This is a genomic window from Cellulosimicrobium cellulans, from assembly GCF_024124905.1.
Classification (GTDB): Bacteria; Actinomycetota; Actinomycetes; order Actinomycetales; family Cellulomonadaceae; genus Cellulosimicrobium; species Cellulosimicrobium cellulans_G.
Genome location: NZ_JAMXST010000003.1, coordinates 714486 through 738020 on the forward strand (window position 1 = coordinate 714486; position 23535 = coordinate 738020).

Here is a 23535-nt window from a genome sequence, read left to right on the forward strand (position 1 = left end):
CGTCGTCCGGCCCGCCGCCGGCCACCTCAGGAGCTCTCACATGGACTGGTTGCTCGAACCCGCCGGGACGGGGGGCAAGCTCGCGGTGATGCTCGTCGCGATCCTGCTCTTCGTCGTCGTCATGGGCCTGATCCTCTTCCTCGTCGACCGGCCGCGGCGCGTGCCGGGCTGGGTCGTCGCGCTCGCGTTCGCCGGGCCCGCGGTCGTCATGCTCGCGTTCGGCCTGCTCTACCCGGGCCTGCGCACGATCCGGGACTCGTTCTACAACCGCACGGGCTCCGCGTTCGTCGGGCTCGACAACTACGTCACCGCGTTCACGCGCGACGAGTTCCAGATCGTCCTGCGCAACACCGCGATCTGGGTCATCGTCGTCCCGCTCGTCTCGACCTTCCTCGGCCTCGTCTACGCGGTGGTGGTCGACAGGTCCCGCTTCGAGAAGTTCGCCAAGACGCTGATCTTCCTGCCCATGGCGATCTCCATGGTCGGCGCGGGCATCATCTGGAAGTTCATGTACGAGTACAAGCCGGCGAGCCAGCCGCAGATCGGCCTGTTCAACCAGGTCCTCGTCTGGCTCGGGCTCGAGCCGCAGCAGTTCCTGCTCAGCGCGCCGGCCAACACGTTCTTCCTCATCCTCGTGATGATCTGGATCCAGGCCGGGTTCGCGATGACGATCCTCGCCGCCGCGATCCGCGCCATCCCGGACGACATCGTCGAGGCCGCCCGGCTCGACGGCGTCGGCGGCATGCGGATGTTCCGCTACATCACCGTGCCGAGCATCCGCCCCGCGCTCGTGGTCGTCCTCACGACGATCGCGATCGGCACGCTCAAGGTCTTCGACATCGTCCGCACCATGACCGGCGGCCGCTTCGAGACGTCGGTGGTCGCCAACGAGTTCTACACGCAGGCGCTGCGGCAGGGCGAGCAGGGGCTCGGCGCCGCGCTCGCGGTCATCCTGTTCGTCCTGGTCATCCCGATCATCGTGTACAACGTGCGGCAGCTGAAGCAGGCGGAGGAGATCCGATGAGCACCCCACTGTCCGCCTCCGTCCCGGACGCCCCGCTCGTCGACGAGACCGCCGAGGAGGGCAGCGGCAAGGGCATCGTCGCGGGCCTCGACGAGCGCGCGGGCAAGGTGCGCCGCAAGGTCTCGTCCCGGCCGGCGTCGATCATCGCGATCGTCCTCGCCGTCCTGTGGACCATCCCGACGTTCGGGCTCCTCGTCACGTCGTTCCGCCCGCCGCGCGAGATCCGGCGGTCGGGCTGGTGGGAGGCGTTCGCCAACCCCGAGTTCACGCTCGACAACTACACCGACGCGCTGTTCGGCGGGTCGACGAGCTTCGCGACGTACTTCATCAACTCCCTGGTCATCACGCTGCCCGCGGTGATCATCCCCATCACGCTCGCGTCGCTGGCCGCGTACGCGTTCGCCTGGGTGGACTTCAAGGGCCGCAACCTGCTGTTCGTCGCGGTGTTCGCGCTGCAGATCGTGCCGATCCAGGTCACGCTCGTCCCGCTCCTCACCCAGTACGTGGACTGGGGGATCGACGGGTCGTTCTGGCCCGTGTGGCTGTCGCACTCGATCTTCGCCCTGCCCCTGGCGATCTTCCTCCTGCACAACTTCATGAAGGACATCCCGCGCGAGCTCGTCGAGGCCGCCCGCGTGGACGGCGCCGGGCACGTGAAGATCTTCTTCCAGGTGCTCATGCCGCTGCTCGTGCCCGCCATCGCGGCGTTCGGGATCTTCCAGTTCCTCTGGGTCTGGAACGACCTGCTCGTCGCCCTCACGTTCGCGTCCGGCCAGGACACCGCGCCCATCACGGTGCGCCTCGCCGAGCTGTCCGGCTCGCGCGGGGCGAGCTGGCACCTGCTCCCGGCGGGCGCGTTCATCTCGATGGTCGTCCCGGTCATCGTGTTCCTCGCGCTGCAGCGTTACTTCGTGCGCGGTCTCCTCGCCGGGTCGGTCAAGGGCTGACGCCCGCCTCTTCGCGCAGGCGTCTGCGGCCCGTCCCGTGCACGGGACGGGCCGCAGCCGTGTGCTCGGCCGGCGCCGTCCCGTGCCGCGCGGGCGCCTAGAGTCGTCGCGTGCCTCGCCACCCCGCCGCCGCCCTCGACCGGGTCCCGGTCCCGGCGCTGTTCGTCGTCTCGGGGCTGACGCAGTACCTGGGCGCGGCGATCGCCGTCGGGCTGTTCGCCGTGGCCGGAGCGATCGAGATCGGGTGGCTGCGCATCGCGGCGTCCGCGCTGCTGCTGCTCGCATGGCGTCGGCCGTGGCGTCGGCGATGGACCCGGCACGACCTCGCGTGGGTCGCCGTGTTCGGCGTCGCCCTCGCCGCGATGAACCTCGCGTTCTACGTCGCGATCGACCACCTGCCGCTGGGGACGGCCGTCGCCATCGAGTTCCTCGGCCCCGTCGCGGTCGCCGCGGTCACGGGCAGCGGGTGGCGCGAGCGGGGCGCGATCGCGGTCGCGGCGGCGGGGGTCGTGCTGCTCGCCGGGGTGACGATCGAGTCGGACCTCCCGCGCGCGGACGCCGTGCTCGGGCTCACCGCGATCGGCGTCGCGGCCGCGTGCTGGGCGGCGTACATCCTGCTGGGACGGCGGGTCGCCGTCTCCGGGTCGGGGGTGACGTCGCTCGCCGTCGCGATGACCGTGGGCGCGGTCGTGTTCGCGCCCTTCCTCGCGCGCGACGCCCTGCCGGTCCTCGGCGACTGGCGGCACGTCGCGGCCGTCGCGGGGATCGCGCTCTTCTCGTCCGTCGTCCCGTACGCGCTCGAGCAGGTGATCCTGCGCCGCGTGAGCGCGGCGACGTTCTCGGTGCTCCTCGCGCTGCTCCCGGCGTCCGCTGCGGTCGTGGGCGCCGTCGTGCTGCGGCAGGTCCCCACGGTCCCCGAGCTCGTCGGCCTCGTCCTCGTGTCCGGGGCCATCGCCATGACCGCGGCGCGACCGGGCGGGCGCGCGGGCGGGACGCCGCCCGGGGACGACGTCCCGCTCGACCCGCCGCCCGCCTGACGAGCGACCGCGCGCCACCGGTCCGGGCGCGTCCGCCCGGGACCGGCGAGGGCGAGCAGGGCCGTCAGAGGTACTGGCCCGGAGACGGCCGCCCGTCGTGCTCGTCGGGACGCCCGCCGGGATGTCCCGGAGCGGCGCCGGGGCCACCGGGGCCCATCGGAGGCAGCGAGCCGGGAGGCAGTGCGCGCCGGATCTGCGAGAGCTGCGCCTGCGCAGCCATCTGCTGGGCGACGAGCGCCGTCTGGATGCCGTGGAACAGGCCCTCGAGCCAGCCGACCAGCTGCGCCTGCGCGACGCGGAGCTCCGCGTCGGTCGGGACGGTGTCGTCCGAGAACGGCAGCGTGATCCGGTGCAGCTCCGCCACCAGGTCGGGGGAGAGGCCCTCCTCGAGCTCGGTGAGCGAGCGCTCGTGGATCTCGGCGAGGCGCGACCGCGCCGCCTCGTCGAGCGGGGCGTCCCGGACCTCGTCGAGGAGCTTCTTGATCATGCCGCCGATGCGCATCACCTTGGCGGGCTCCTCGATGACCGTCGCCGGGTTGCGGTCGGGGTCGGTGGAGTCGTCGCTCTCGACGACGCTCACCCCCGTCCCGTCCGGCATCACGACGGTGGCGCGGGCGGGCTCGTCGGCGTCGTCGGCGGCGTCCTGCGCACCGTTCGCGGGTTCGGGGGCCGTGGGGTCGTCGGGGCGGGGGTCGCGCGGTTCGTCAGCCATGGGTCCAGTCTGGCGCGCGGCGCCCACGCGCGCACCGAGGCGCGGGATCTCCAGCCGTCGTCGGCCGTCGCCCGTGGTCAGGGCACGAGGAGCACCTTGCCGAAGACGTCGCCCGAGTCGAGCAGCTCGTGCGCCGTCGCGGCCTCCTCGAGCGGGAGGCGCGCGTGCACCACGGGGCGGACGCGGCCGTCCTCCACCATCGGCCAGACGTGCGTGAGGACCTCGTGCACGATCCGCGCCTTCTCGGCCGGCGGGCGCGCCCGGAGCGTCGTCCCGGCCACCGTGGCGCGCCGGGCGAGGAGGAGGCCCAGGTCGAGCTCCGCGCGTCGGCCCTTCTGCATGCCGATGACGACCAGTCGCCCGCCCGTGGCGAGCACCTCCAGGTTGCGCGGCAGGTAGGCGGCGCCGACGACGTCCAGCACGACGTCCGCGCCGTGCCCGCCGGAGGACTCCCGCACCGCGGCGACGAAGTCCTCCTCGCGGTGGTCGACGGCGAGGCTCGCACCGAGCGCGAGGCACCGGTCGGCCCGGTCGCGCCCGCCGGCCGTGACGGCGACGCGGGCGCCGAGCGCGGCACCCACCTGCACGGCGACCGTCCCGACGCCGCCCGACCCGCCGTGCACGAGCAGCCACTCGTCCGCGCCGAGGCGGCCCACGTCGACGACGTTGCTCCACACCGTGCACGCGGCCTCGGGGAGCGCGGCGGCGTCCACGAGGTCCACGCCGTCGGGGACGGGGAGCACCTGCGTCGACCGGACGCGCACCTGCTCGGCGTAGCCACCGCCGTCGAGCAGCGCGACCACGCGATCTCCCACGGACCACCCCGTGACGGACTCGCCGACGGCCGCGACCGTGCCCGAGACCTCGAGGCCGGGCCAGTCCGGCGCGCCGGGGGGAGGTGGGTAGGATCCGGCGCGTTGTAGCAGGTCAGCACGGTTCACGCCAGCGGAAGCGACGTGGACCACGAGCTCGTCCGGCCCGGGGGTCTGGTCAGGGAGCGCGGAAACCGTTAGTTTCTCAGGGCCACCGGGGGCCGATATCGTGACGCCTCGCACATCGCCGAGACTACGCGGACGGCCCGGGAGGCGCCGGTTCGCCGACGGGGCACCGCGAGCGCGGGACGAAAGTTCACGCTCCTCGCGGATTAGGTGTCCGGGGGATGTGCACCGATAGTTAGTACGCACGACCGGGGAGCGGAGCCCGGGAGGCGCCGCTGCCACGCGCGCCGACCGCGCCGCCGAACGGGTGGACCAGGGTGATGGAGGCAGGTTCGTATGCTCCGCAGGTTGAGCGTTCGCGGGAAGATCCTTGCGGCCCTCGCGGTGCCCGTCCTCGTCCTCTTCGCCGCCGCCGCGATCATCTCGGCGCAGGCCATCGGGTCGGCGCGCGACGCCAGCCAGACGAGCGCGCTCGTCGCGGCGCTCGCGGCACAGGACGCGGCGGGGACAGAGATCGCGGCCGAGCGCACGTACTCGTTCCTGGACGCGAACGAAGGCTCCGAGGAAGCCGCGGCGCAGATGATGGCGCAGCGCGAGAAGACGGACAAGGCGCTCGACGCGCGCGACCGCGCGTACGAGAAGCTTGACACGTCCGCGCTCGACCCGCGGGTGCGCAAGGCGGTCTCCGACACGATCGCGGACAGGGCCGACCTCCTGGCGATCCGGCAGGGCATCGACAGGTCCTCCATCGGCCAGCTCGCGCGCAACTCGCAGTACAACGCGCTCATCGACGATGCGCTCGAGGTGCCGCGGACGCTCGCGGACACGGCCCCGGACCGCGAGCTCGCGCAGTACCTCGACGCGTACGTCCTCCTCGACGAGCTCCTCGCCCAGCAGGCGCTCGAGCAGCCGCTCGCCGGTGCGGTCCTCGCCGCGGCCCAGCAGGGCGTCGACAGCACCGAGACGAACCAGCAGGCCGCGGTCCTGGTGACCAACGGCGACGCCCTCACGGCGCGCACGGCCACGGCCGTCCGACGGCTCCCGGGCGACTTCCTGCTGGAGCCGCCGAGCGCCACGTACAACCAGATCCGGCAGAACCTCGCCGGCTCCCGACCCAAGTCGACGCCCCCCAGCCAGGCCGCGCAGTGGCCGACGCTGTCGCAGGCGGACCGCGACCAGACGAGCCCGGTGCGCGACGACGTCCGTACCGCTACCGCGGAGAAGGCGTCCGACCTCGCAGGTGCGGCGACGACCCGCGCGGTCGTCACGATCCTCGCGACCCTCGCGGCCGTCATCGCCTCGATCCTCGTCGCGGGCTTCATCGCCCGTGCGATCGTCAACCCGCTGCGGCGCCTCACCGACGCGGCCGAGGACGTGCGTGACCAGCTGCCCCGCCTCGTCGAGCAGGTCGCCGTCCCGGGGCAGGGCCCCGGCATCGACCTGGCGCCGATCACGGTGGAGTCCACGGACGAGGTCGGCCAGCTCGCGACCGCGTTCAACGACGTCAACCAGACGACCATCAAGGTCGCGCGCGAGCAGGCCGCTCTCCGTGGCTCGATCGCGGAGATGTTCGTCAACGTCGCGCGCCGCGACCAGGTGCTCCTCAACCGACAGCTCGCGTTCCTCGACGACCTCGAGCGCTCCGAGGAGGACGCGGGCACGCTGTCCAACCTCTTCCGCCTCGACCACCTCGCGACGCGTATGCGCCGCAACGCGGAGTCCCTCCTCGTCCTCGCGGGCATCGACTCGGGTCGCCGCGTGCGCCAGCCCATGCCGGCCTCGGACGTCATCCGTACGGCGTCGTCCGAGATCGAGCTGTACGACCGCGTCCGCCTGAACCTGGTCGTCGACCCGCTCATGCTCGGGCACAACGCGCTCAACGCCGCGCACCTGCTCGCCGAGCTCCTCGAGAACGCGACGATGTTCTCGGAGCCGCACACCCCCGTCGAGGTGACGACCGGCCGGGACGAGCACTTCGTCTACGTGACGGTCCGCGACCACGGCCTCGGGATGACGCCGGACGAGATCGCGGAGGCGAACCGCAAGGTCGCGACGCACGCGGCGTCCGACGTCGTCGGCGCGCAGCGCCTGGGCCTCTTCGTCGTCGGTCGTCTCTCCGACCGCCTCGGCGCGAAGGTCCGGTTCAGCACGAGCGGCGAGGACCAGGGGACCGAGGTCGTCGTGTCGTTCCCGGCCGCGCTCTTCGTCCCTGACTCGAACGTGCCGCTCCCGCAGCCGACGGATCCCCTGGAGACGAGCACGCAGGCCGCCGCCCAGCAGCTTGCCGGCACGGGGGTCCTCCCGGCGCTCCCCGCCGCCGACGTCGCGGCCCCGGCCGCGCCGTCCGTCCCCGCACCCGCGGCGACGGCGTCGTTCCCGACCGTCGAGCCCGAGGCGCCCGTCGCGGTGCCCGTCGACCTCGACGCGCTCACGGACGGCACCACGCAGACCGGCATGCCCCGCCGTCGTTCGCGCACGGTCGACCCCGCCGCCGCGGCACCGAGCGCGTCCTTCGCGTCGGGTCCCCAGACCGGCGCGATCGTCCTCCCGCCGCTGGCCACGCCGGCGCTCCCGGAGCAGCTCCCGGCGGCGGACGAGGCATGGACCCCGCCCGCGGAGGTCGCCGACGCCGGCGCTGCCCTCCCGAGCCGGTCGCGCCCGGCCGCGACCCCCGTGGAGCCGGTCTCCGCCGAGATCCCGGTCCTCGACGTGAGCACGCGCAGCGCGCTCTTCTCGAGCTTCCGCCCGGTCGGCGACCGTCCGGCCACCGAGAACCCGGTGGAGCTGCCCGTCGCCCCGGACGTCACGGCGACGGACATCCCGCTCGTCGCCGAGGCCCCGGCCGACACCCCGGTCCAGCAGGACGTGTGGACGCCGCAGGACCCCGCCGTCGCGCCGGTCCAGGACACGTGGACCCCTGCGCAGGCCTGGGCGCCGGAGCAGCCCGCCGAGCAGGCGTGGACGCCCGAGCCTGCCGCCGACGCCTGGGCACCCGAGCAGCCCGCCGAGCAGGCGTGGACGCCCGAGCCGGCTGCCGACGCGTGGGCGCCGTCGTCCGTGGCCGACGCGCCGCTCGACGCGACGCGTGTCGTGCCGGCGGTCCCGGCCGAGCCCGTCGACGACGCGACCGTCGCGCGCGTCCCGCTGGTCCAGCGCACCCCGGCGGCCCCCGAGCCGGCCGCGGCCCCCGCGCCGGCGGCGACCCCGGTCGAGGCGGAGCTCCCGACCGACGTCCCGGTCGTGGCGACCGGCGGCGAGGCCGCGGTGGCGGAGGACATCCCTGCGGAGCTCACCTTCGAGGCGCTTCCCCGCTTCGAGGAGCTCATGGCCGACCTGCCGACGCGGCGGTCGCTGCGGGAGAGCCAGGCGCGCAAGCGCGGGCTCTTCGGCCGGCGTCCTCGGACGACGGCGACGCCGTCGGCGCGGCCGGCCGGACCGTCCCCGGAGGCCCTGGCTTCGCGCCCGGTGGGAGCACCCGGGGCCCCCGCTCCGACCCCGGCCCCTGCTGCCCCGGCGTCCGCGCCCGCCGTCGCGGCAGCCCCGGTCGCCGCTCCTCCGGTCGCCGCGCCCGCCGCTCCGCCGCAGGAGGCCCAGGCCCCCGCGCGGACGTCGGCGTTCGCCCCGCGAGCCGGTCAGCCCGCAGGAGCCGCGAACGCGTCGTCGTTCGCCCCGGAGGCGCCCGTCGCCCCGGTGCAGGAGACGCGTGCGCTCGACCCGGTCCAGGACGCGCCGCCGGCCGGTGCCGGCTACACGGCGCCGGAGCCGTCGGTCGCTGCCCCCGACCCTGCGCCGAGCCCGGCTGCGACGGGGTACGGCCCGCCGACCCCGCTCGTCCGACGACAGGTGGGCGACGCGATCGAGCCGCTGGAGCCCGGGTACATCGCCGACTCGGTCGAGGCGCGGTCGGACTGGATGGCGTCCGCGGTGCTGTACGAGGAGATGTCCACCCTGCTGCAGGGCAGCACCGACTTCCAGGAAGCGACCTTGGCGGACCCGAACGACGGCATCTACCAGCCCCTCCAGGTCGACGGCACGACGGCGTCGGGCCTGACCCGACGCTCGCGCGGCGAGGAGCGGGAGGGCTACGTCGACCGCTTCACGGCCCGCATCGACCGTGACCCGGAGCAGCTCCGGGCCCGTCTGTCGGCGTTCCAGTCGGCCACGGCCCGTGGCCGTGTCGAGGGCCAGGACGAGACGAGTTCGACCTGGACCCCCCAGGCCATGGATTATGTCCCTGATTCAGCGCCGCAGGCGCGGTGACGACATGCCGTCTGCGGCAACTGACGAGGAGGAAGAGTGAACGCGCTCAGCACCGAGGCAACCAACTTCGGGTGGCTGCTCGACAACTTCGTGCGGACGGTCCCGGGCAGCCGGCACACGCTCGTGGTGTCGGCGGACGGCCTGCTCATGGCGATGTCGGACCAGCTCGACCGCACGAGCGGCGACCAGCTCGCGGCGATCGTCTCCGGCATGTCGAGCCTGACCCGCGGGGCGGCCCGGCAGCTCAACGGAGGGAACGTCCGCCAGGCCATCATCGAGATGGACAACGGGTTCCTGTTCCTGATGAACGTCTCGAACGGGTCCGTCCTGGGCGTCGTGGCGGAGGCGAACTGCGACATCGGCCTCATCGGCTACGAGATGGCGCTCCTGGTCTCCCGCACCGAGGCGACACTGACGCCGCAGCTCATCTCGGAGATGCGGGGTAGCCTTCCCGTCGACGGCGCGACGCGAGCCCCGGTGGGATGAGGACTGATCGATGACGAACGTACCTTTCGGCAGCATGGGAGCACACGACGGGTACGAGGCGGCCACGGTCCGCCCGTACGCGGTCACGGGCGGTCGTGTGCGCTCCGCCACGTCCGACCTCCCGCTCGAGGCGCTCGTCGAGGTCATGCCGGGCGCCGTGAACAGCTTCGGGCTCCCGCCCGAGAAGCGCTCGATCCTCCAGCACGCCGCGCACACGTACGTCTCGATCGCCGAGCTCTCCGCGCTCCTGCGCCTGCCGCTCGGCGTGACGAAGGTGCTCGTCGCGGACCTGCAGGAGGACAACTACATCACCGTCCACACGTCGACCCCGCTCAACGTCCACACGGGTCACGGCAGCAACCACTCGGGTCTGTCCCTGAGCGTCTTGGAGAGTGTTCTCAATGGCATTTCCACCCTCTGACGGCTCGGGCAGCGCGCCGCAGGCCGGGCAGCCGTCCGGGGTGATCGGGGGTGTGCCCGGTGGCCAGGCGGCCGCCCGTCAGACCGCGTGGGCTCCGGTGAGCGCGCCCGCCGGCGTGCCGACGCAGGCGCCGGCGGCGTCGGCTCCGGCGCGTCCCGTCGCGGCACCGGCACCGGCACCGACGGCGCCGTCGGTCTCGGCCGTCGCCCCGGCGACGCCCGCCGTGGCGCCGGCACCGGTCGCCCAGGCTGCGGCTCAGCCGCGCACCGCGCCGCAGCCCGTCGCCGCCGCGCAGCCCGCGGCCCCGGCCCAGCCCGCCCCGTCCGTCGCCCCGGCGCAGCCCTCCGCGGCGCAGGCTCCCGCGGCAGGCCAGCCGTCGGCCGCAGCCCAGCCCGCCGGTGCCCCGGCCGCGGCGCGGACGGCGCCGACGGTCGTCAAGATCGTGGTCGCGGGCGGGTTCGCCGTCGGCAAGACCACGTTCATCGGGTCGATCTCCGACGTCGAGCCGCTCAACACCGAGGCTGCGATGACGGAGCACTCGGTGGGCGTCGACGACGCGGGCGGCGTGTCCGACCGCAAGACGACGACGACCGTCGCGATGGACTTCGGCCGCGTGTCCCTCCCGGGCAACCTGTGGCTGTACCTGTTCGGCACGCCGGGCCAGGACCGCTTCCTCTTCATGTGGGACGACCTGGTGCGCGGCGCGATCGGTGCCGTCGTGCTCGTGGACACCGACCGCCTCGAGCAGTGCTTCCCGGCGATCGACTACTTCGAGTCACGCAACATCCCGTTCGTCGTCGGCGTGAACTGCTTCGACGGCGTGGCCAAGCACAAGCTCGAGGACGTGCGCGAGGCGCTCCAGATCCCTGCGCACGTGCCGATGCTCTACACGGACGCGCGGTCGCGGGCTGCCACCAAGCAGACGCTCATCGCGCTCGTCCAGCTCGCGATGCGCCAGCTCCGCGGGGCGGCCTGACCTCCGCGGTCCCGGTCCCACCGCCCGACGGCGGGTCGCCCTCCACGGGGCGGCCCGCCGTCGTCGTGCACGGGACGGGCGTGCCACAATGGCTCGCCGGGAGGGCTGACAGAGCGGCCTAATGTGACGGTCTTGAAAACCGTTGTGCGGCAACGCACCGGGGGTTCGAATCCCTCGCCCTCCGCAGGTCGTCGGGCCGGGTCCGGAGCAGTGCTCCGGACCCGGCCCGACGTGCGTCCCGGCGACGCCCGCGCGACGAGGACCCCTTCGTACTATCGTCGGTCGGACGATGACGGTCGGACGTGCCTGCGCGCGTCGCCACGGGTGGTCCGGCGGGCGGGGGCGCGTGCCACGGGGACCGGCCTGGGCGCACGGGACGGCACGGCGCGGTGCGTCCGCCAGCGGGTGAGGTGCGGTCTCTGGGGGGAGCGGCCCATGACGAGCACGACCGGGACGGTGCACGAGCGCGGTCTGCCTTCGTCGCGCGCGCGGGTGCGGCGGCTGCTCGCCGGGCTGGTCGCGGCGCTCCTGCTCGGCGCCGTGCTGGTGCCTCTTACCCCGCCGCCGACGGCGGACGCCGCGACGCTCCAGCCGTCCGGCCTGCAGACGGGCATGGAGATCGACGGGACGTCCGGTTCCGGCAGCCCGCCCGAGACGTTCAACTGGGACGACTTCCTCACCGACGTGCAGCCCGACGGCGCGTTCACGTTCACGCCGACCGGCCCCTACACGACGCCGCAGGGGTTCGAGTCGTCGGGGATCGTGCAGGCCAGCTTCGCGTGGGACAACGGGAGCCTCGCCGAGTCGTGCAACGCGAACCCCGACCAGACGGGCGCGCCGCCGAGCCAGAGCCCGAGCACGAACCCGTGGCGGCCCGGGCCAGCGAACCCCAACGCGAAGGGCGACCTCTGCTCGACCGCCTACGGGCTCGAGTACGTCGTCGACGACGACGGGATGCGGCACGCGATCCTCTACGGGTACTGGACGCGGTACTCGGGAGCGGGCGAGGTCAGCGTCTTCCAGCACCTCGAGGGCCCCGGGCCGGGACGCTGCGACGACGTCCTGCTCGAGTTCAACTACGCGTCGTCGGGCACGACGGCCGCCGTCCACCGGTGGGCGCCGACGGCGGGGGACGGGTGCGCGAACCCGCTCGGGCCCGGGACCTGGGCGGCCGACGCCGGCTCGGTGGACTTCGCCTGGGCGGTCGGCGTGCGCTCGGAGGGCCCGCCCCTGACGAACCAGCCTCAGGACACGTTCGGGGAGTTCGCCATCGACCTGAACACGGCGGGCGTCCTCGCGCCCTCCGAGTGCGCGACCTACGAGGTCTCGGAGATGCTCACGCGCACCGGCAACTCGCCGAACGCGAACATCCAGGACTTCGCCGACCACGCGCCGGACCGGATGATCATCGCCAACTGCGGTGCGCTCACGGTGACCAAGGCGACGGTCCCGCAGAGCGCGGACACCGGGGCCCGGTTCGGCTTCACGGTGGCGAGCGACACGGGCCCGGTGCAGCCGGGTCCGCCGCCCGTGCCGACGGTCTCGGGGACGCTCGCGAGCGGGGAGACCGTCCGGTTCGACGACGTCCTGTTCGGTTCTGCCTTCTCCCTCACGGAGACCGACGTCCCGCCCCCGTGGGACCTGCAGTCCGTCGTGTGCACCGCGGTCCCCGCGGGGGGCGGGCCGCCCGAGCAGTTCGTGCTCGACGACCCGGCGGACCGGTTCCCGGTGCGTCCGCTGAGCACCACCGACTGCGTCATCACCAACGAGGCGGCCGTCGTCACGGTGACCAAGCAGACCGACCCCGACGGGTCGCCGCAGGCGTTCTCCTTCGAGGCGACGGGGCAGGCGGGCTTCACGCTCCACGACGGCGAGAGCGCGTCCTTCCCCGTGCCCGCCGGCGTGCCGTTCACGGTCTCCGAGGAGGCGACGCCGGGGTGGCTCCCCCCGGGGATCGTCTGCACGGCTCCCTCCACGCCGGCCGGGCAGGCCGTGACGGTGACCCCGGTGGCCGGGCAGAACATCGAGTGCACGTTCACGAACACGCAGCTCGGCACGGTGATCGTCTCCAAGGAGGCGCACGGCGTCGACGGGCGCACGTTCGACTTCACGAGCGACCTCCCGGGGAACGAGGACTTCTCGATCACGGTCGAGCAGGGCGACGGGACGCTCTACGAGCACACGATCCAGGACGTCCCGGCCGGGACGTACACGATCGAGGAGCTCACGGACGACGAGCTGCCCGCGACCCGGCTGGCCGACCTTGCGTGCACCTACGGCGGCGAGGACCACTCCGCCGACCCCGAGGGCCGCACGATCGGCCTGACGGTGCTCCCCGGGGAGACGGTGCGCTGCTTCTTCACGAACGTCACCCCCGGGTCGATCGCGGTCGTCAAGCGGACCGTCCCGGTCGAGTACGAGCAGGACTTCGACTTCCTCTTCGTCCCACCGGTCGGCGACCCGACGGCGTTCAGCCTGAGCGGAAGCTCCACCCCGCCGAACGTCGCCCTGCGCTCGTTCGACGGGCTCGAGCCCGGGACCTACACGATCACCGAGCCGGCGGACCCGGTCGGGTGGTCGCTCGCGGCCGACCCGCCCACGTGCAACGCGGACTTCTGGTCCCCCAGCGCGGACGGGCGCGGCGTGACGGTCGACCTGCCGGACGGCGGCGTCATCGTGTGCTTCTTCACGAACCTGGCCGCGCCGGCGTCGCTCTCCCTGACCAAGACGGTCGTGGGCGCCGACCCCGCGTTCGGATGGTCCGTCGACGTCGAGCTCGTGGCTCCCGACGGCACGGTGGACGGCCGGACGGCGACGACGGCGGCGCCCACGGTCGCGTGGGGAGAGCTCGTCCCCGGCGCGCTCTACACGGTGCGGGAGGCCGGCACGGTCCCGCCGGGATGGACCCGGGGGGAGGTCACGTGCGAGGGGCTCGCGGACGCCGACCCCACGGCGCCCGGGTTCCAGATCGAGGCGACGCCCGGGCAGCAGATCGCCTGCTCGGTGCAGAACTCGGTCGCGACGTCGAGCATCTCCGTGGCCAAGGTGGCCACCGGGATCGGCGGCGACCTGCCGTGGTCGTTCGACGTCGCGATCGACCCCGTGCCCGCAGGGCAGACGTCGCCGCAGACCGCCTCGGGCGCCGGACAGGCGGCGGACGTCGTCACGTGGTCCGGTCTCGTCCCGGGCACCGCCTACTCGATCACCGAGGCGCCGGTCCCGGGCTGGACCGCGGTCGACGTCGCGTGCACGGGAGTCACGGACACCGACCCGGGCACGCCCGGGATCCAGTTCGTCGCCCCGGTCGGGCTGGACGTGTCGTGCACGCTCACGAACACCGCGGTGCAGGGGAGCGGCACGCTCACGAAGACCTCCCTGGGCGGTGACGGGACGTTCGAGTTCGTGCTCACGGACGTCGACGGCGCCGTCGACCCCATCACGGTGCCGGTCACCACCGTCGACGGCACGGCGACGCTCGGCCTCCCGCAGATCGTCCCGGGCGTGCGGTACTCGTTCGTGGAGTCGGACGGGGACGGCTGGGTCGAGGGCGCGCTGACGTGCCTCGTCACCCCCGCGGACGGTGGGGAGCCGTTCCCGCTGACGGACCTCTCCGACTTCTCCGTCGGGCCCGGCGACGTCGCCGCGTGCACGGCCGAGAACGCGCGCCACGGCACGATCGTGGTCGCCAAGGTCGTCGACGGCGCCGACGGCGAGTTCGACTTCAGCGGGGACTGGCCGGACGCGGAGGGCTTCTCCGTCGTCACGGAGGGCGGGGTCGGGACCACGACGTTCGAGGACGTGGCCCCGGGGTCGTACGTCGTGACCGAGGTGGCGCAGGACGGGTTCGAGAACACGGCGCTGACGTGCGTCGACGGCGACCCGGACGGGTCACCGTCCACGGCCTCGGGCAGCACCGGGGCGATCGCGCTCGACCCCGGCGAGACCGTCGTGTGCACCTACACGAACACGCCGTGGGGCACCCTCGTCGTCGACAAGGTCACCGAGCCCGCGGGGTCGGACCAGGAGTTCGGGCTCGCGTGGGCGCCGGAGGGCGGCGCGTCGTCCCCGTTCACCCTCACCGACGGCGACGAGCCGTTCTCGCCGGGCCCGCTCGCTCCGGGGACGTACACCGTGACGGAGACGCCGACCCCGGGCTGGACCCTCGCGGACCTCGTGTGCGTCGGGTCCAGCGCGCCGACGACGGTCGACGGCGCGACCGCGACCGTGGACGTCAGGTCCGGGGAGACGGTGCTGTGCACCTTCACGAACGCCCGCCCGACGGCGCTCGAGGTCGCCAAGACCGTGGTCGAGGGCCCGGTCGCCGTCGCGCCCGGCGTCGTCCGCGTCGTCTACGAGGTCGCGGTGCGCAACGCCGCGGCCGTCGAGCGGACCTACGACCTCGTCGACCGGCTCGCGTTCGGCCGGGGCATCGTTGTGCGGGACGCGACGGTCGAGCCCGTGGACGGCCCGCCGGTCGCCGACGACTGGGACGGCGGGGACCGCACGACGGTCGTCTCCGGCGCGACCCTCGCCGCGGGAGCCACGCACCTCTTCCGGGTGACGGTCACCGCGCAGGTCCCGGCCGACGTCGTCCCGGACGCGCTGCTGTGCGACCCGGCGGGTGCGGCCCCGGGCGGCTTCCTCAACACCGCGGCCGTGCTCGGGGAGGACGGCGCGGCCGAGTCGGAGGCGGCCGCGTGCGCGCCCGCACCCGAGCCCCCGGACGACGGCGGCCCCACGCCGCCGGCTCCCGGGCCGACCGTGCCGCCCGGGCAGGCGGACCGGCCGCTCCCGGCGACCGGTGCCGACCCGGGCTGGCTGCTCGGGGTGGCCGGGGCGCTGCTGCTCGTGGGAGGCGGCCTCCTCGCCGTCCGGCGGGTGCGACGCTCCTGACCGGGCCCGGGCCGGGCGGACCGGGGACGTCCGGCGTCCGGCCCCTGGGCACCGGGGACCGGGACCTTCGGCGAGTGCCGCGCGGACGGACCTACGGGATCATGGCCTCGTGACGCCTGAGCCCTCCCCGGCCGACGAAGCCGGTCTCGAGCCCGTCGACCTCATCCGCCGGTCGGGCACCGTGCTGCGGATCGGTCGCCTCGCGCTCTCCGCCGGGACGGGCAGCTACCGCGTCAAGTCGCACATGACCCGCGCGGCGCGCGCGCTGGGGCTCGACCACATCGCCGCCCACGTGACGCTCACGGAGATCACGGCGACGTCGTACCGGGGCCCGATCTTCCGCACCGAGCTCACCGAGGTCCGGTCGATCGGGATCAACGCCGACCGCCTGGCGCAGCTCGAGCGGTTCTCCGCGGCCCTCCCGGCGGGCGCCGACCTCGATGCCGTCGAGGCGGAGCTCGACCGGATCTCGCGCCGCCCGCCGCTGTACGGGGCGCTGCTCAACGCCCTCTGGGCGGGGATCGCGTGCGCGGCGTTCGCGTTCCTCAACAACGGCGGGCTCGTCGAGTGCGGGGCGGTGCTGGTCGCCGCGGCGCTCGGCCAGGGCGTGCGCCGCGCGATGCTGCACCGGGGGATCAACCAGTTCGGCGTGACGATGCTCGCGGCAGCGGTCGCGAGCATCGCCTACCTCGCGCTCGTCCTGGCGCTGTCCGCGCTCGCGGGCGTCGACGGCGGGCACGAGGCGGGGTACGTCTCCGCGGTGCTGTTCCTCGTGCCGGGGTTCGCGCTCGTCACGGGCGCGCTCGACCTCGCGAAGCTCGACTTCTCGGCCGGGGTCGCGCGCGTGACGTACGCGCTCATGATCCTCGCCTCGGCCGCCCTGGCCGTGTGGGGCGTGTCGGCCGCGGCGGGCCTCGCCCCGGACCCGGTGCCGCCGCCCGGCCTGGCGGAGCCGCTGTTCCTCGGCCTGCGGAGCGTCGCGAGCTTCCTCGGGGTGCTCGGGTTCGCCCTCATGTTCAACAGCCCGTGGGCGATGGCGCTCGGGGCCGCGTCGATCGGCATGGTCGCGAACGTGGGGCGCCTGCTCCTCGTGGACGCCGACGTGGTCCCGCAGGCGGCCGCCGCGGCGGCCGCCCTGCTCGTGGGCCTGCTCGCCGCCACGGTCGCCCCGGCGCTGCGCGTCCCGCGCATCACCGTCTCCGTGCCCGCTGTCGTCATCATGGTCCCCGGCGTGACGGCGTACCGGGCGGTGTACGAGTTCAACACCGGCGCGACGGCGCAGGCGCTCGCCTACGCCGTCGAGGCCGGGCTGGTGATCGTCGCGCTCGCGATCGGGCTCGCCGTGGCCCGGATGCTCACCGACCGGGAGTGGACCTTCGAGCGGTAGCGGTCCGGACGGCGGCGCGGGCGACCCGCAGGGCTCGGCGGTTTGGTCTCGCGGCGGCGCCCTTGTACCCTGGGCGACGCAGGCTCTCCGCCGAGCCTGCGAGGAGACGTCGCATAGTCAGGTCTAGTGCGCCACCCTGCTAAGGTGGTAACGGAGCAATCCGTTCGAGGGTTCAAATCCCTCCGTCTCCGCTCAGGAAGGTCCCGGCTGCCGAGCGCCCGGGGCCTTTTCTGTTGCCCGACTTCTGTCGCCCGGCGCAGAGCCGTCAGCGCCCCACCGGTGGGGTGACCGGCGGGGCGCTGACAGGTCCGGGGCGCTACGCGCTGCCCGACGTCGCGAGCGCGGACCGCACCACGAACCGGGACGCCCCGGCCCCGGCGAGCACGAGGGCCGACGCGGCGGCGACGCACAGCAGGAACTGCACGACGACCCCGACGTTCGCGAACGCGTTGAGCCCGATCACGGGGACCATGAACAGCAGCGCGGCGAACGTCGCCACGCCGACGCTCACGACGAGCGGGACGAGCGTCTCGCGGAACCGGGCCTGGTCGAGCGTGCGCAGGTCCGTCCCGGACAGGACGAGCGTGCGGTACTCGTTGCGCTGGTCGATCACGCGACCGGCCTGCATCACGCCGGTCGAGACGGCGGCGAGCACGCCCGCGATGGCGAGGGTGAGGAACCCGCCGGTCTTCATGTCGGTGAGGTACTGCACCTCGTCCGGGTCCGCGCCCATGCCCGGCTCCAGGAGCGCGAAGATGCTCGTCAGCCCCGCGATGAACGTCGCGAGGGCGACCCCGCCGACGGAGCGCCACGCGGTCTTCGGGTTGTCGACGATCCGCCTCCCCGCGAGCAGCGTCGGCACGCGGCGGGCGCCGCCGGCCGTCATCCTGCCGACGAGCCAGATGACGAACGGCCCGACGACGTTCACGGTCGCGAAGCCGACCAGGAGGATGACCGTCAGGACGGTGAGGACGACCGCCACCGACCCGAACGACAGGTTCGTCGCGACGATCAGCGCGACGAACGCGACGCCCATCGACAGCAGCCGCACGGCCTTGAGCCCCGGAGGCGTCACGCGGGCCGCGACGCCCAGCGGCGTGATCGCCACGCGGCGCAGGCTGACGAGGGCGGACACGAGCGCGACGGCGACCACGAGCACGACCGCCCCGAGGAGCGCCGGGACGCCGACCCACAGCTCGCCGAGGTCGAACGTGCGGCCCTGGAAGCGGAGCTGGGCGACGAGCGGCAGCAGCGCTCCGTAGCCGACCAGCCCCACGAGCGCCCCGATCACGGCCTGCGCGGCGGCGTCGAGGGCGGTGAGGGTCGTGACCTGGCCCGTCGTGGCGCCCGCGAGGCGCAGCGCCGCGAGCCGCGCGTCGCGGCGGGCGACGGCGAGGCGCGCGGCGGCGGCGCCGAGGGTCACGAGCGGGATGAGCAGCAGGAGCGAGGCGATGCCCGCGAGGAACGGGTACTGCGCGTCGTAGGGGGTCACGCCCTCCATGCCCTCGCGGACGCCCTCGAGACCGCCGGCGCGCAGGAGGAAGGCGTGGAAGCCGCCCATGACCACGAGCAGGATCGCGGTGGTGACCGCGAACGCGATGATCGCGAGCACGTTCGTCAGGCCCTGCGGGTCGCGCTCGTCGGCGCTGCGACGGCGCAGGAGCCACCAGAGGTCGACGGTCCTCATCGGGCGCTCTCCTGGCTCGGTGCGGCGGGAGCGGCCGGCGCCACGGGCGCGGGCGCGCCGGGTGCGTGTCCCGCGGCCGGGTGCGCGGCCATCGCGGCCCGCGTGGCGGCGTCGTACGGGGCGGGCGGCAGGGGAGCGGGCTGCCCGACGACGGCGGTCGCCGCGGGCTGTGTCGCGCCCGGGGCGGGCTGGGCCCCGGGCGCGAAGAACTCGCCGGAGATGCGCCCGTCGCGCATCGTCACGGTGCGGGAGCAGTGCCGCGCGACGCCCGCGTCGTGCGTGACGACGACGAGCGCGGCGCCGGAGTCCCGGGTGGCGCGCGTGAGGACGTCGAGGACCTCGGCACCGGTCGACTGGTCGAGCGCGCCGGTCGGCTCGTCGGCGAACACGACGCCGGGCGACCCGACGAGCGCGCGCGCGATCGCGACGCGCTGCGCCTGGCCGCCGGACAGCTCGCCCGGGCGGCGCTGCTCCATCCCGGCGAGGCCGAGGTGCGCGAGCCAGCGGGCGGCGACGGCCGTCGCCTCCGTGCGCGCCGTCCCCGCGAGCATGAGCGGCAGCGCGGCGTTCTCGACCGCGGGCAGCTCCGGCAGGAGCTGACCCGACTGGAACACGAAGCCGAAGTCCTGGCGCCGCAGGACGGTGCGACGGGCCTCGGAGAGCGTCGTGACGTCCTCGCCCCGCCACGACACGGAGCCGGAGGTCGGGGTGACGATGCCCGCGAGGACGTGCAGGAGCGTCGTCTTGCCGGACCCCGAGGGGCCCATGATCGCGAGCGACTCGCCCGGGTGGACCGTGAGGTTCACGCCCGCGAGGGCGTGCGTCGCGGTCTGGGCGGAGCCGTAGACCTTGGTGAGCGCGCTCGCGACGAGGGGCGAGCCGCCGGGGGCGGAGGAGGGGCCGGTGAACGTCATGGACCGATCGTCCGACGGCGGCGGGTCCCGCCGCGTCGGGCTGAGGACGGGACGTCGTCGCGTGCGGGTCCGACCCTGGGGGGACCGTCCGGCGCGTCGCGTGCGGCGAGGGTCGGACGGCGTGGCGTCCGTCACCTCGCACCCGTCCGGGGCCGGATCGGTTTGGGTTCGGGGCGGGGACACGGTAGTGTTCTCGACGGCCGGTGAGCGATCAGCGGTCAGGCAGGACCGGCGCCCGTAGCTCAACGGATAGAGCATCTGACTACGGATCAGAAGGTTGGGGGTTCGAATCCCTTCGGGCGCACCTCATGACGAACGGCCTCACCCGCACGGGTGGGGCCGTTCGTCGTTCTGAGCGTGGGCGTCGCTCCCGTCCCGCGCCGAGCGGGCCCTCCCCCTTTCCGCACGATCGTGCTACGTTCGCCGGATGACCAAGGGCGACGAGACGCGGCAGGTGATCCTGCACCGTGGCGTGGAGGCCGCGTACCGCGTCGGGCTGACCGGCCTCACCATCGGCGAGCTCGCGTCGGCCACGGGCATGTCGAAGTCCGGCCTGTACGCGCACTTCCGTTCCAAGGAGTCGCTCCAGCTCGCCGTCCTCGGCCAGGCGCGCGCCGAGTTCATCGACACGGTGGTGGCCCCCGCGCTGCGCACCCCCCGCGGCGAGCCGCGGATGCGGGCGCTGTTCGAGGGGTGGCTCGCGTGCGACCTGCGCCAGGACCCCGGCGGCTGCCTGTTCGTCAAGGCGGCGACCGAGCTCTCCGCGCAGCAGGGTCCCGTCCGGGACCAGCTCGTGCGCGACCACCGCGACCTGTGCGACGCCGTCGCGCAGGTCTTCCGCACGTGCGTCGCGGAGGGCGGGTTCCGCGCCGACGCGGACCCGGAGCAGTTCGCCTCGGACCTCTACGGCGTCATGCTCGGGGTGAACCACGCGCACGTCCTCATGGCCGACCCGCTCGCCGAGGAGCGCGCCCGGCGCGCGTTCGAGGCGCTGCTCGACGCGGCGCGCACGACCGCGCCGCTCCCCGTCCGCTGACCCCCGCCGTCTGCACCGCCGACCGAGAGGAACCGCCGTGGGCGTCCCAGGCTCGAAGAAAAGCACGACCGTTCGTGCCGACCGGCGACGCGCCGCGCGACGGCGCAAGGCCGCCCTGCGGCTCGCGGTCGTCCGCGCGCGCCTCGCCGTCCTCCAGGCGGTCTCCCCGCGCCGGGCCGCGCGTCTCGCGCTCGACCTCTGGTGCACGCCGCCCGACGGCGCGGGGCGGCGCCGCGACGACCGCACGGCCCCCGGCACGCTCACCACGGTGACCACGGCCGCCGGGTCGCGGGTCGTCGTCGAGACGTGGGCCGCGACCGGCGGCGAGGGGGCGACGAGCCCGGACGGCGACCCGGCGGGCACCCGTGCGCCCACCGAGGTCGGCGTCGTCTACCTGGCCCACGGGTGGGGCGGGTGGCGCGGCCAGCTCGGCGCGTTCGTCGAGCCGCTCCGTGCAGCCGGCTACCGCGTCGTCGCGTTCGACGCGCCGAGCCACGGCGACTCCGGTCCCGGCAGCCTCGGCCGGCGGCGCAGCACCATGCCCGAGCTCGCGGACGCGCTCGCGACGGTGGTCCGGTCCCACGGCGAGCCCGCAGCGGTCGTCTCGCACTCGCTGGGCACCGCGACGACCGTCCTCGCGGTCCGCGACGGGCTGTCCGCGGGTCGGCTGGTGCTCGTCGCGGCGATCGCCGACGTGCTGGGCGAGCTCGACGGGTTCGCGGACGTGCTCCGGCTCTCGCGCCGGACCCGCGAGCTGCTCCGGGGCCTGCTCTCCGACGTCGCGGGCCGTCCGCTGGCCGAGCTGGACGTGCGCGAGACCCTGCGCACCCACCCGGTCCCGCCCGCGCTCGTCGTGCACGACCGCGCGGACAAGGAGGTCCCGTACCCCGTCGGGGCGGCGCTCGCCGCGGCATGGCCCGAGGGCGAGCTCCTCACGACGGACGGGCTCGGGCACCACCGGCTGCTGCGCGACCCCGAGGTCGTGCGGGCCGTCGTCGACTACGTGACGCCGCTGCGCCCCGACACGCCCGTCGAGCCCGACCTCGCGCGCCGCGGAGCCTGAGCCCGTCGCGTCAGGCCGGGGCAGGGTGCCCGTGGCCCGCACGACGGCGCGGGCAGGCCGGCGTCGGGGGCGGCGGGTAGCGTCGGGCCATGCCCTCGGACAAGGTGGACCTCAAGGCGCTGCACCGCGAGCTGTACGCCCCGCCGCGCGGGAGGTTCGTCGAGGTGGACGTCCCGACGCTCGCCTACCTCGCGGTCGACGGCGAGGGCGACCCGAACACGTCGCCCGCCTACGGCGAGGCGGTCGAGGCGCTCTTCTCCCTCGCGTACGCCGTGAAGTTCGCGAGCAAGCGGGAGGGCCGCGACTACGTCGTCGGTCCGCTGGAGGGCCTGTGGACGGCCGACGACCCGGGCACGTTCGTGCGGCGGGAGAAGGGCGCGTGGCGCTGGACGCTGCTGGTGCTCCAGCCGGACTGGGTCGACGAGGACCTCGTCGTCGCGGCCACGGAGTCGGTCCGCGCGAAGAAGGACGCACCGGCCGCGCTCGACCTCGTGCGGCGCACGAGCCTGACCGAGGGCCGGTCCGTGGAGACCCTGCACGTCGGGTCGTACGACGACGAGGGCCCGGTGCTCGCGGAGCTGCACGACGTCTACCTGCCCGAGCACGGCCTCACGTTCGCCGGTCCGCACCACGAGATCTACCTGAGCGACGTGCGACGCACGGACCCGGCGAGGCTCCGCACGGTGCTGCGCCAACCCGTCCGCCCGGTCTGACGACGACCAGGCCTCTACCTCGCGCTACCGGGCCTCTACCTCGCGCTACCAGGGCTCTGCCTCGCGCTACCTGGGCAGCGACCACCCGCGGTCAGGCGGCCGACCGGCGTCGTGCCCAGGCGAGGTCCGTCTCGTCGAGCACGTCGGCGAGCCGGCGGCCCGCGAGCGCGCGGGTCCACGCGGCGGACGCGCCGTCCGGCGCGGCCTCCTGGAGCACCCACTCGCGCACCCCGAGGCGGCGCAGGTGCGTGCCGAGCGCGAGGAGCTCGGTGCGCGAGTGCACGCTCGGGTCGACCGTGGTGCGCACCTCGTGGTCGACGCCGGAGCGCAGCAGCACGGTCAGCGCCTCGAACGCGCGGCGCCCGGACGGGATCGTCCCCGTGACGACCGGGTAGCGCGAGGGCAGGTGCTTGATGTCGAGCCCGACCCAGTCCACGAACGGCAGGAGCCGCGCGAGCCGGGCCGGCCAGGGGCCGGCGGTGTGCAGCCCGACGTCGAGGCCGAGGCCGCGCACGTCGTCGATCGCGCCGAGCAGGCCGGGGTGGAGCGTCGGCTCGCCGCCCGAGAAGACGACGCCGTCGAGCAGCCGACGGCGCGGGGCGAGGAACGCGACGACCTCCGACCACGGGACCGTGTCCCCGGGCGGCGGTGCGCCGTGGGCCGCGACCGCGCACAGTCCCGGGTGGTGGCAGTACCCGCAGTGCCACGGGCAGCCCTGGGTGAGGACCGTCGCCACCCTCCGCCCGGGCCAGTCCGTGACGGACAACCGGTTCAGTCCGGCGACCACGAGGCCGGGGCGGGTCATCGGCGGCTCCTTCCGACGCACGACGGCCCGGCAGTCCGACGGGTCGGGGTCGCCCGCCGCGCTGCCAGGACCTCGAACGTAGCGCCGCCGCCCGGTGCGCCGGACCGGCCGAAGGTCCCGACCTGCGCGGCGCACGACGGCGTCCCCGGTCGACGCCCCGCCGCCGCGGGCGGGTTCACAGGGAGGACATAGCCGCGCGCTACTCCCGTCCCAGTCGCGCTCCCTAGCGTCCTGGT

At 74.5% G+C, this 23535-nt stretch carries 17 protein-coding genes and 3 tRNA genes; 15 read left to right on the top strand and 5 right to left on the bottom strand.

From position 1 onward, the window contains the following. Positions 1–40: 40 nt before the first annotated feature. The 3 genes from NHH00_RS11875 to NHH00_RS11885 all read left to right on the top strand — a co-directional run bounded on the left by NHH00_RS11875 (position 41) and on the right by NHH00_RS11885 (position 3008). Positions 41–1024 carry a carbohydrate ABC transporter permease gene (locus tag NHH00_RS11875; protein WP_253052334.1) on the top strand — a complete coding sequence of 328 codons (984 nt, stop codon included), beginning with the start codon at positions 41–43 and terminating at the stop codon, positions 1022–1024. Next, positions 1021–1971: a carbohydrate ABC transporter permease gene (locus NHH00_RS11880; RefSeq protein ID WP_253052336.1), complete on the top strand. Its 951-nt coding sequence runs from the start codon at positions 1021–1023 to the stop codon at positions 1969–1971. Before NHH00_RS11875 ends, NHH00_RS11880 begins: the two co-directional genes overlap by 4 nt. 110 nt (positions 1972–2081) lie before the next feature. After that, a complete protein-coding gene (locus tag NHH00_RS11885; protein WP_253052338.1) occupies positions 2082–3008 on the top strand; it encodes an EamA family transporter in 927 nt (308 codons plus the stop codon). Between the two features lie 64 nt (positions 3009–3072). Here NHH00_RS11885 and NHH00_RS11890 read toward each other — a convergent pair whose 3' ends face one another. Both NHH00_RS11890 and NHH00_RS11895 read right to left on the bottom strand, forming a co-directional pair. Continuing rightward, complete coding sequence (locus NHH00_RS11890) at positions 3073–3720, bottom strand: bacterial proteasome activator family protein (protein ID WP_290445177.1); 648 nt, start codon at positions 3718–3720, stop codon at positions 3073–3075. 77 nt (positions 3721–3797) lie between these two features. After that, positions 3798–4940 carry an NAD(P)H-quinone oxidoreductase gene (locus tag NHH00_RS11895; RefSeq protein WP_308202299.1) on the bottom strand — a complete coding sequence of 381 codons (1143 nt, stop codon included), beginning with the start codon at positions 4938–4940 and terminating at the stop codon, positions 3798–3800. Positions 4941–5006: 66 nt separating this feature from the next. Between NHH00_RS11895 and NHH00_RS20705 the strand changes: the two genes are divergently transcribed. From NHH00_RS20705 to NHH00_RS11935, 8 genes are all read left to right on the top strand, one after another. Then, positions 5007–8918 (top strand): sensor histidine kinase, encoded by a 3912-nt coding sequence (locus NHH00_RS20705; RefSeq protein ID WP_290445178.1) that lies wholly within the window; start codon positions 5007–5009, stop codon positions 8916–8918. A gap of 36 nt (positions 8919–8954) precedes the next feature. Next, entirely contained in the window at positions 8955–9404 is a 450-nt protein-coding gene (locus NHH00_RS11905) for a roadblock/LC7 domain-containing protein (RefSeq protein ID WP_024839165.1), read from the top strand. 34 nt (positions 9405–9438) lie between these two features. Next, positions 9439–9825 carry a DUF742 domain-containing protein gene (locus tag NHH00_RS11910; RefSeq protein ID WP_031317001.1) on the top strand — a complete coding sequence of 129 codons (387 nt, stop codon included), beginning with the start codon at positions 9439–9441 and terminating at the stop codon, positions 9823–9825. 439 nt (positions 9826–10264) lie between these two features. Next, positions 10265–10801, top strand: coding sequence for a GTP-binding protein (locus NHH00_RS11915; RefSeq protein ID WP_082141054.1), 537 nt, complete (start codon positions 10265–10267; stop codon positions 10799–10801). 99 nt (positions 10802–10900) lie between these two features. After that, positions 10901–10985: transfer RNA gene (locus NHH00_RS11920), tRNA-Ser, on the top strand. Between the two features lie 251 nt (positions 10986–11236). Further along, positions 11237–15694, top strand: coding sequence for a prealbumin-like fold domain-containing protein (locus tag NHH00_RS11925; protein ID WP_253052342.1), 4458 nt, complete (start codon positions 11237–11239; stop codon positions 15692–15694). A gap of 109 nt (positions 15695–15803) precedes the next feature. Beyond that, positions 15804–17081, top strand: a complete 1278-nt coding sequence (locus NHH00_RS11930) for a threonine/serine exporter family protein (protein ID WP_253052344.1) — start codon at positions 15804–15806, stop codon at positions 17079–17081. Positions 17082–17183: 102 nt separating this feature from the next. After that, a tRNA-Ser gene (locus NHH00_RS11935) sits at positions 17184–17272 on the top strand. Positions 17273–17397: 125 nt separating this feature from the next. Here the strand turns inward: NHH00_RS11935 and NHH00_RS11940 are convergent. Together NHH00_RS11940 and NHH00_RS11945 are read right to left on the bottom strand one after the other, a co-directional pair. After that, a complete protein-coding gene (locus NHH00_RS11940) occupies positions 17398–18768 on the bottom strand; it encodes an FtsX-like permease family protein (protein ID WP_253052346.1) in 1371 nt (456 codons plus the stop codon). Continuing rightward, positions 18765–19682, bottom strand: a complete 918-nt coding sequence (locus NHH00_RS11945; RefSeq protein ID WP_253052348.1) for an ABC transporter ATP-binding protein — start codon at positions 19680–19682, stop codon at positions 18765–18767. The genes NHH00_RS11940 and NHH00_RS11945 overlap by 4 nt, the downstream gene beginning before the upstream one ends. A 231-nt stretch (positions 19683–19913) precedes the next feature. On the opposite strand from NHH00_RS11945, the gene NHH00_RS11950 reads away from it, so the two are divergent. The 4 genes from NHH00_RS11950 (at position 19914) to NHH00_RS11965 (ending at position 22494) form a co-directional block, all read left to right on the top strand. Further along, positions 19914–19986, top strand: a tRNA-Arg gene (locus tag NHH00_RS11950). A gap of 123 nt (positions 19987–20109) precedes the next feature. Continuing rightward, entirely contained in the window at positions 20110–20718 is a 609-nt protein-coding gene (locus NHH00_RS11955) for a TetR/AcrR family transcriptional regulator (protein WP_253052350.1), read from the top strand. A 37-nt stretch (positions 20719–20755) separates the two neighbouring features. After that, positions 20756–21781 (top strand): alpha/beta fold hydrolase, encoded by a 1026-nt coding sequence (locus NHH00_RS11960; RefSeq protein ID WP_253052352.1) that lies wholly within the window; start codon positions 20756–20758, stop codon positions 21779–21781. Positions 21782–21870: 89 nt separating this feature from the next. Continuing rightward, positions 21871–22494 carry a GyrI-like domain-containing protein gene (locus NHH00_RS11965; RefSeq protein ID WP_253052354.1) on the top strand — a complete coding sequence of 208 codons (624 nt, stop codon included), beginning with the start codon at positions 21871–21873 and terminating at the stop codon, positions 22492–22494. A 91-nt stretch (positions 22495–22585) separates the two neighbouring features. Here NHH00_RS11965 and NHH00_RS11970 read toward each other — a convergent pair whose 3' ends face one another. Then, on the bottom strand, positions 22586–23299 hold the full coding sequence (locus tag NHH00_RS11970; protein WP_253052356.1) for an anaerobic ribonucleoside-triphosphate reductase activating protein: 714 nt from the start codon (positions 23297–23299) through the stop codon (positions 22586–22588). Positions 23300–23535: the final 236 nt, after the last annotated feature.

What these genes read in the sequence shown, in the direction of transcription:
- NHH00_RS11965 (WP_253052354.1), top strand. Translation starts at nt 21,871, where the DNA reads ATGCCCTCGGACAAGGTGGACCTCAAGGCGCTGCACCGCGAGCTGTAC.
- NHH00_RS11875 (WP_253052334.1), top strand. Translation starts at nt 41, where the DNA reads ATGGACTGGTTGCTCGAACCCGCCGGGACGGGGGGCAAGCTCGCGGTG.
- NHH00_RS11955 (WP_253052350.1), top strand. Translation starts at nt 20,110, where the DNA reads ATGACCAAGGGCGACGAGACGCGGCAGGTGATCCTGCACCGTGGCGTG.
- NHH00_RS11890 (WP_290445177.1), bottom strand. Translation starts at nt 3,720, where the DNA reads ATGGCTGACGAACCGCGCGACCCCCGCCCCGACGACCCCACGGCCCCC.
- NHH00_RS11970 (WP_253052356.1), bottom strand. Translation starts at nt 23,299, where the DNA reads ATGACCCGCCCCGGCCTCGTGGTCGCCGGACTGAACCGGTTGTCCGTC.
- NHH00_RS11945 (WP_253052348.1), bottom strand. Translation starts at nt 19,682, where the DNA reads ATGACGTTCACCGGCCCCTCCTCCGCCCCCGGCGGCTCGCCCCTCGTC.
- NHH00_RS11940 (WP_253052346.1), bottom strand. Translation starts at nt 18,768, where the DNA reads ATGAGGACCGTCGACCTCTGGTGGCTCCTGCGCCGTCGCAGCGCCGAC.
- NHH00_RS11880 (WP_253052336.1), top strand. Translation starts at nt 1,021, where the DNA reads ATGAGCACCCCACTGTCCGCCTCCGTCCCGGACGCCCCGCTCGTCGAC.
- NHH00_RS11910 (WP_031317001.1), top strand. Translation starts at nt 9,439, where the DNA reads ATGGGAGCACACGACGGGTACGAGGCGGCCACGGTCCGCCCGTACGCG.
- NHH00_RS11925 (WP_253052342.1), top strand. Translation starts at nt 11,237, where the DNA reads ATGACGAGCACGACCGGGACGGTGCACGAGCGCGGTCTGCCTTCGTCG.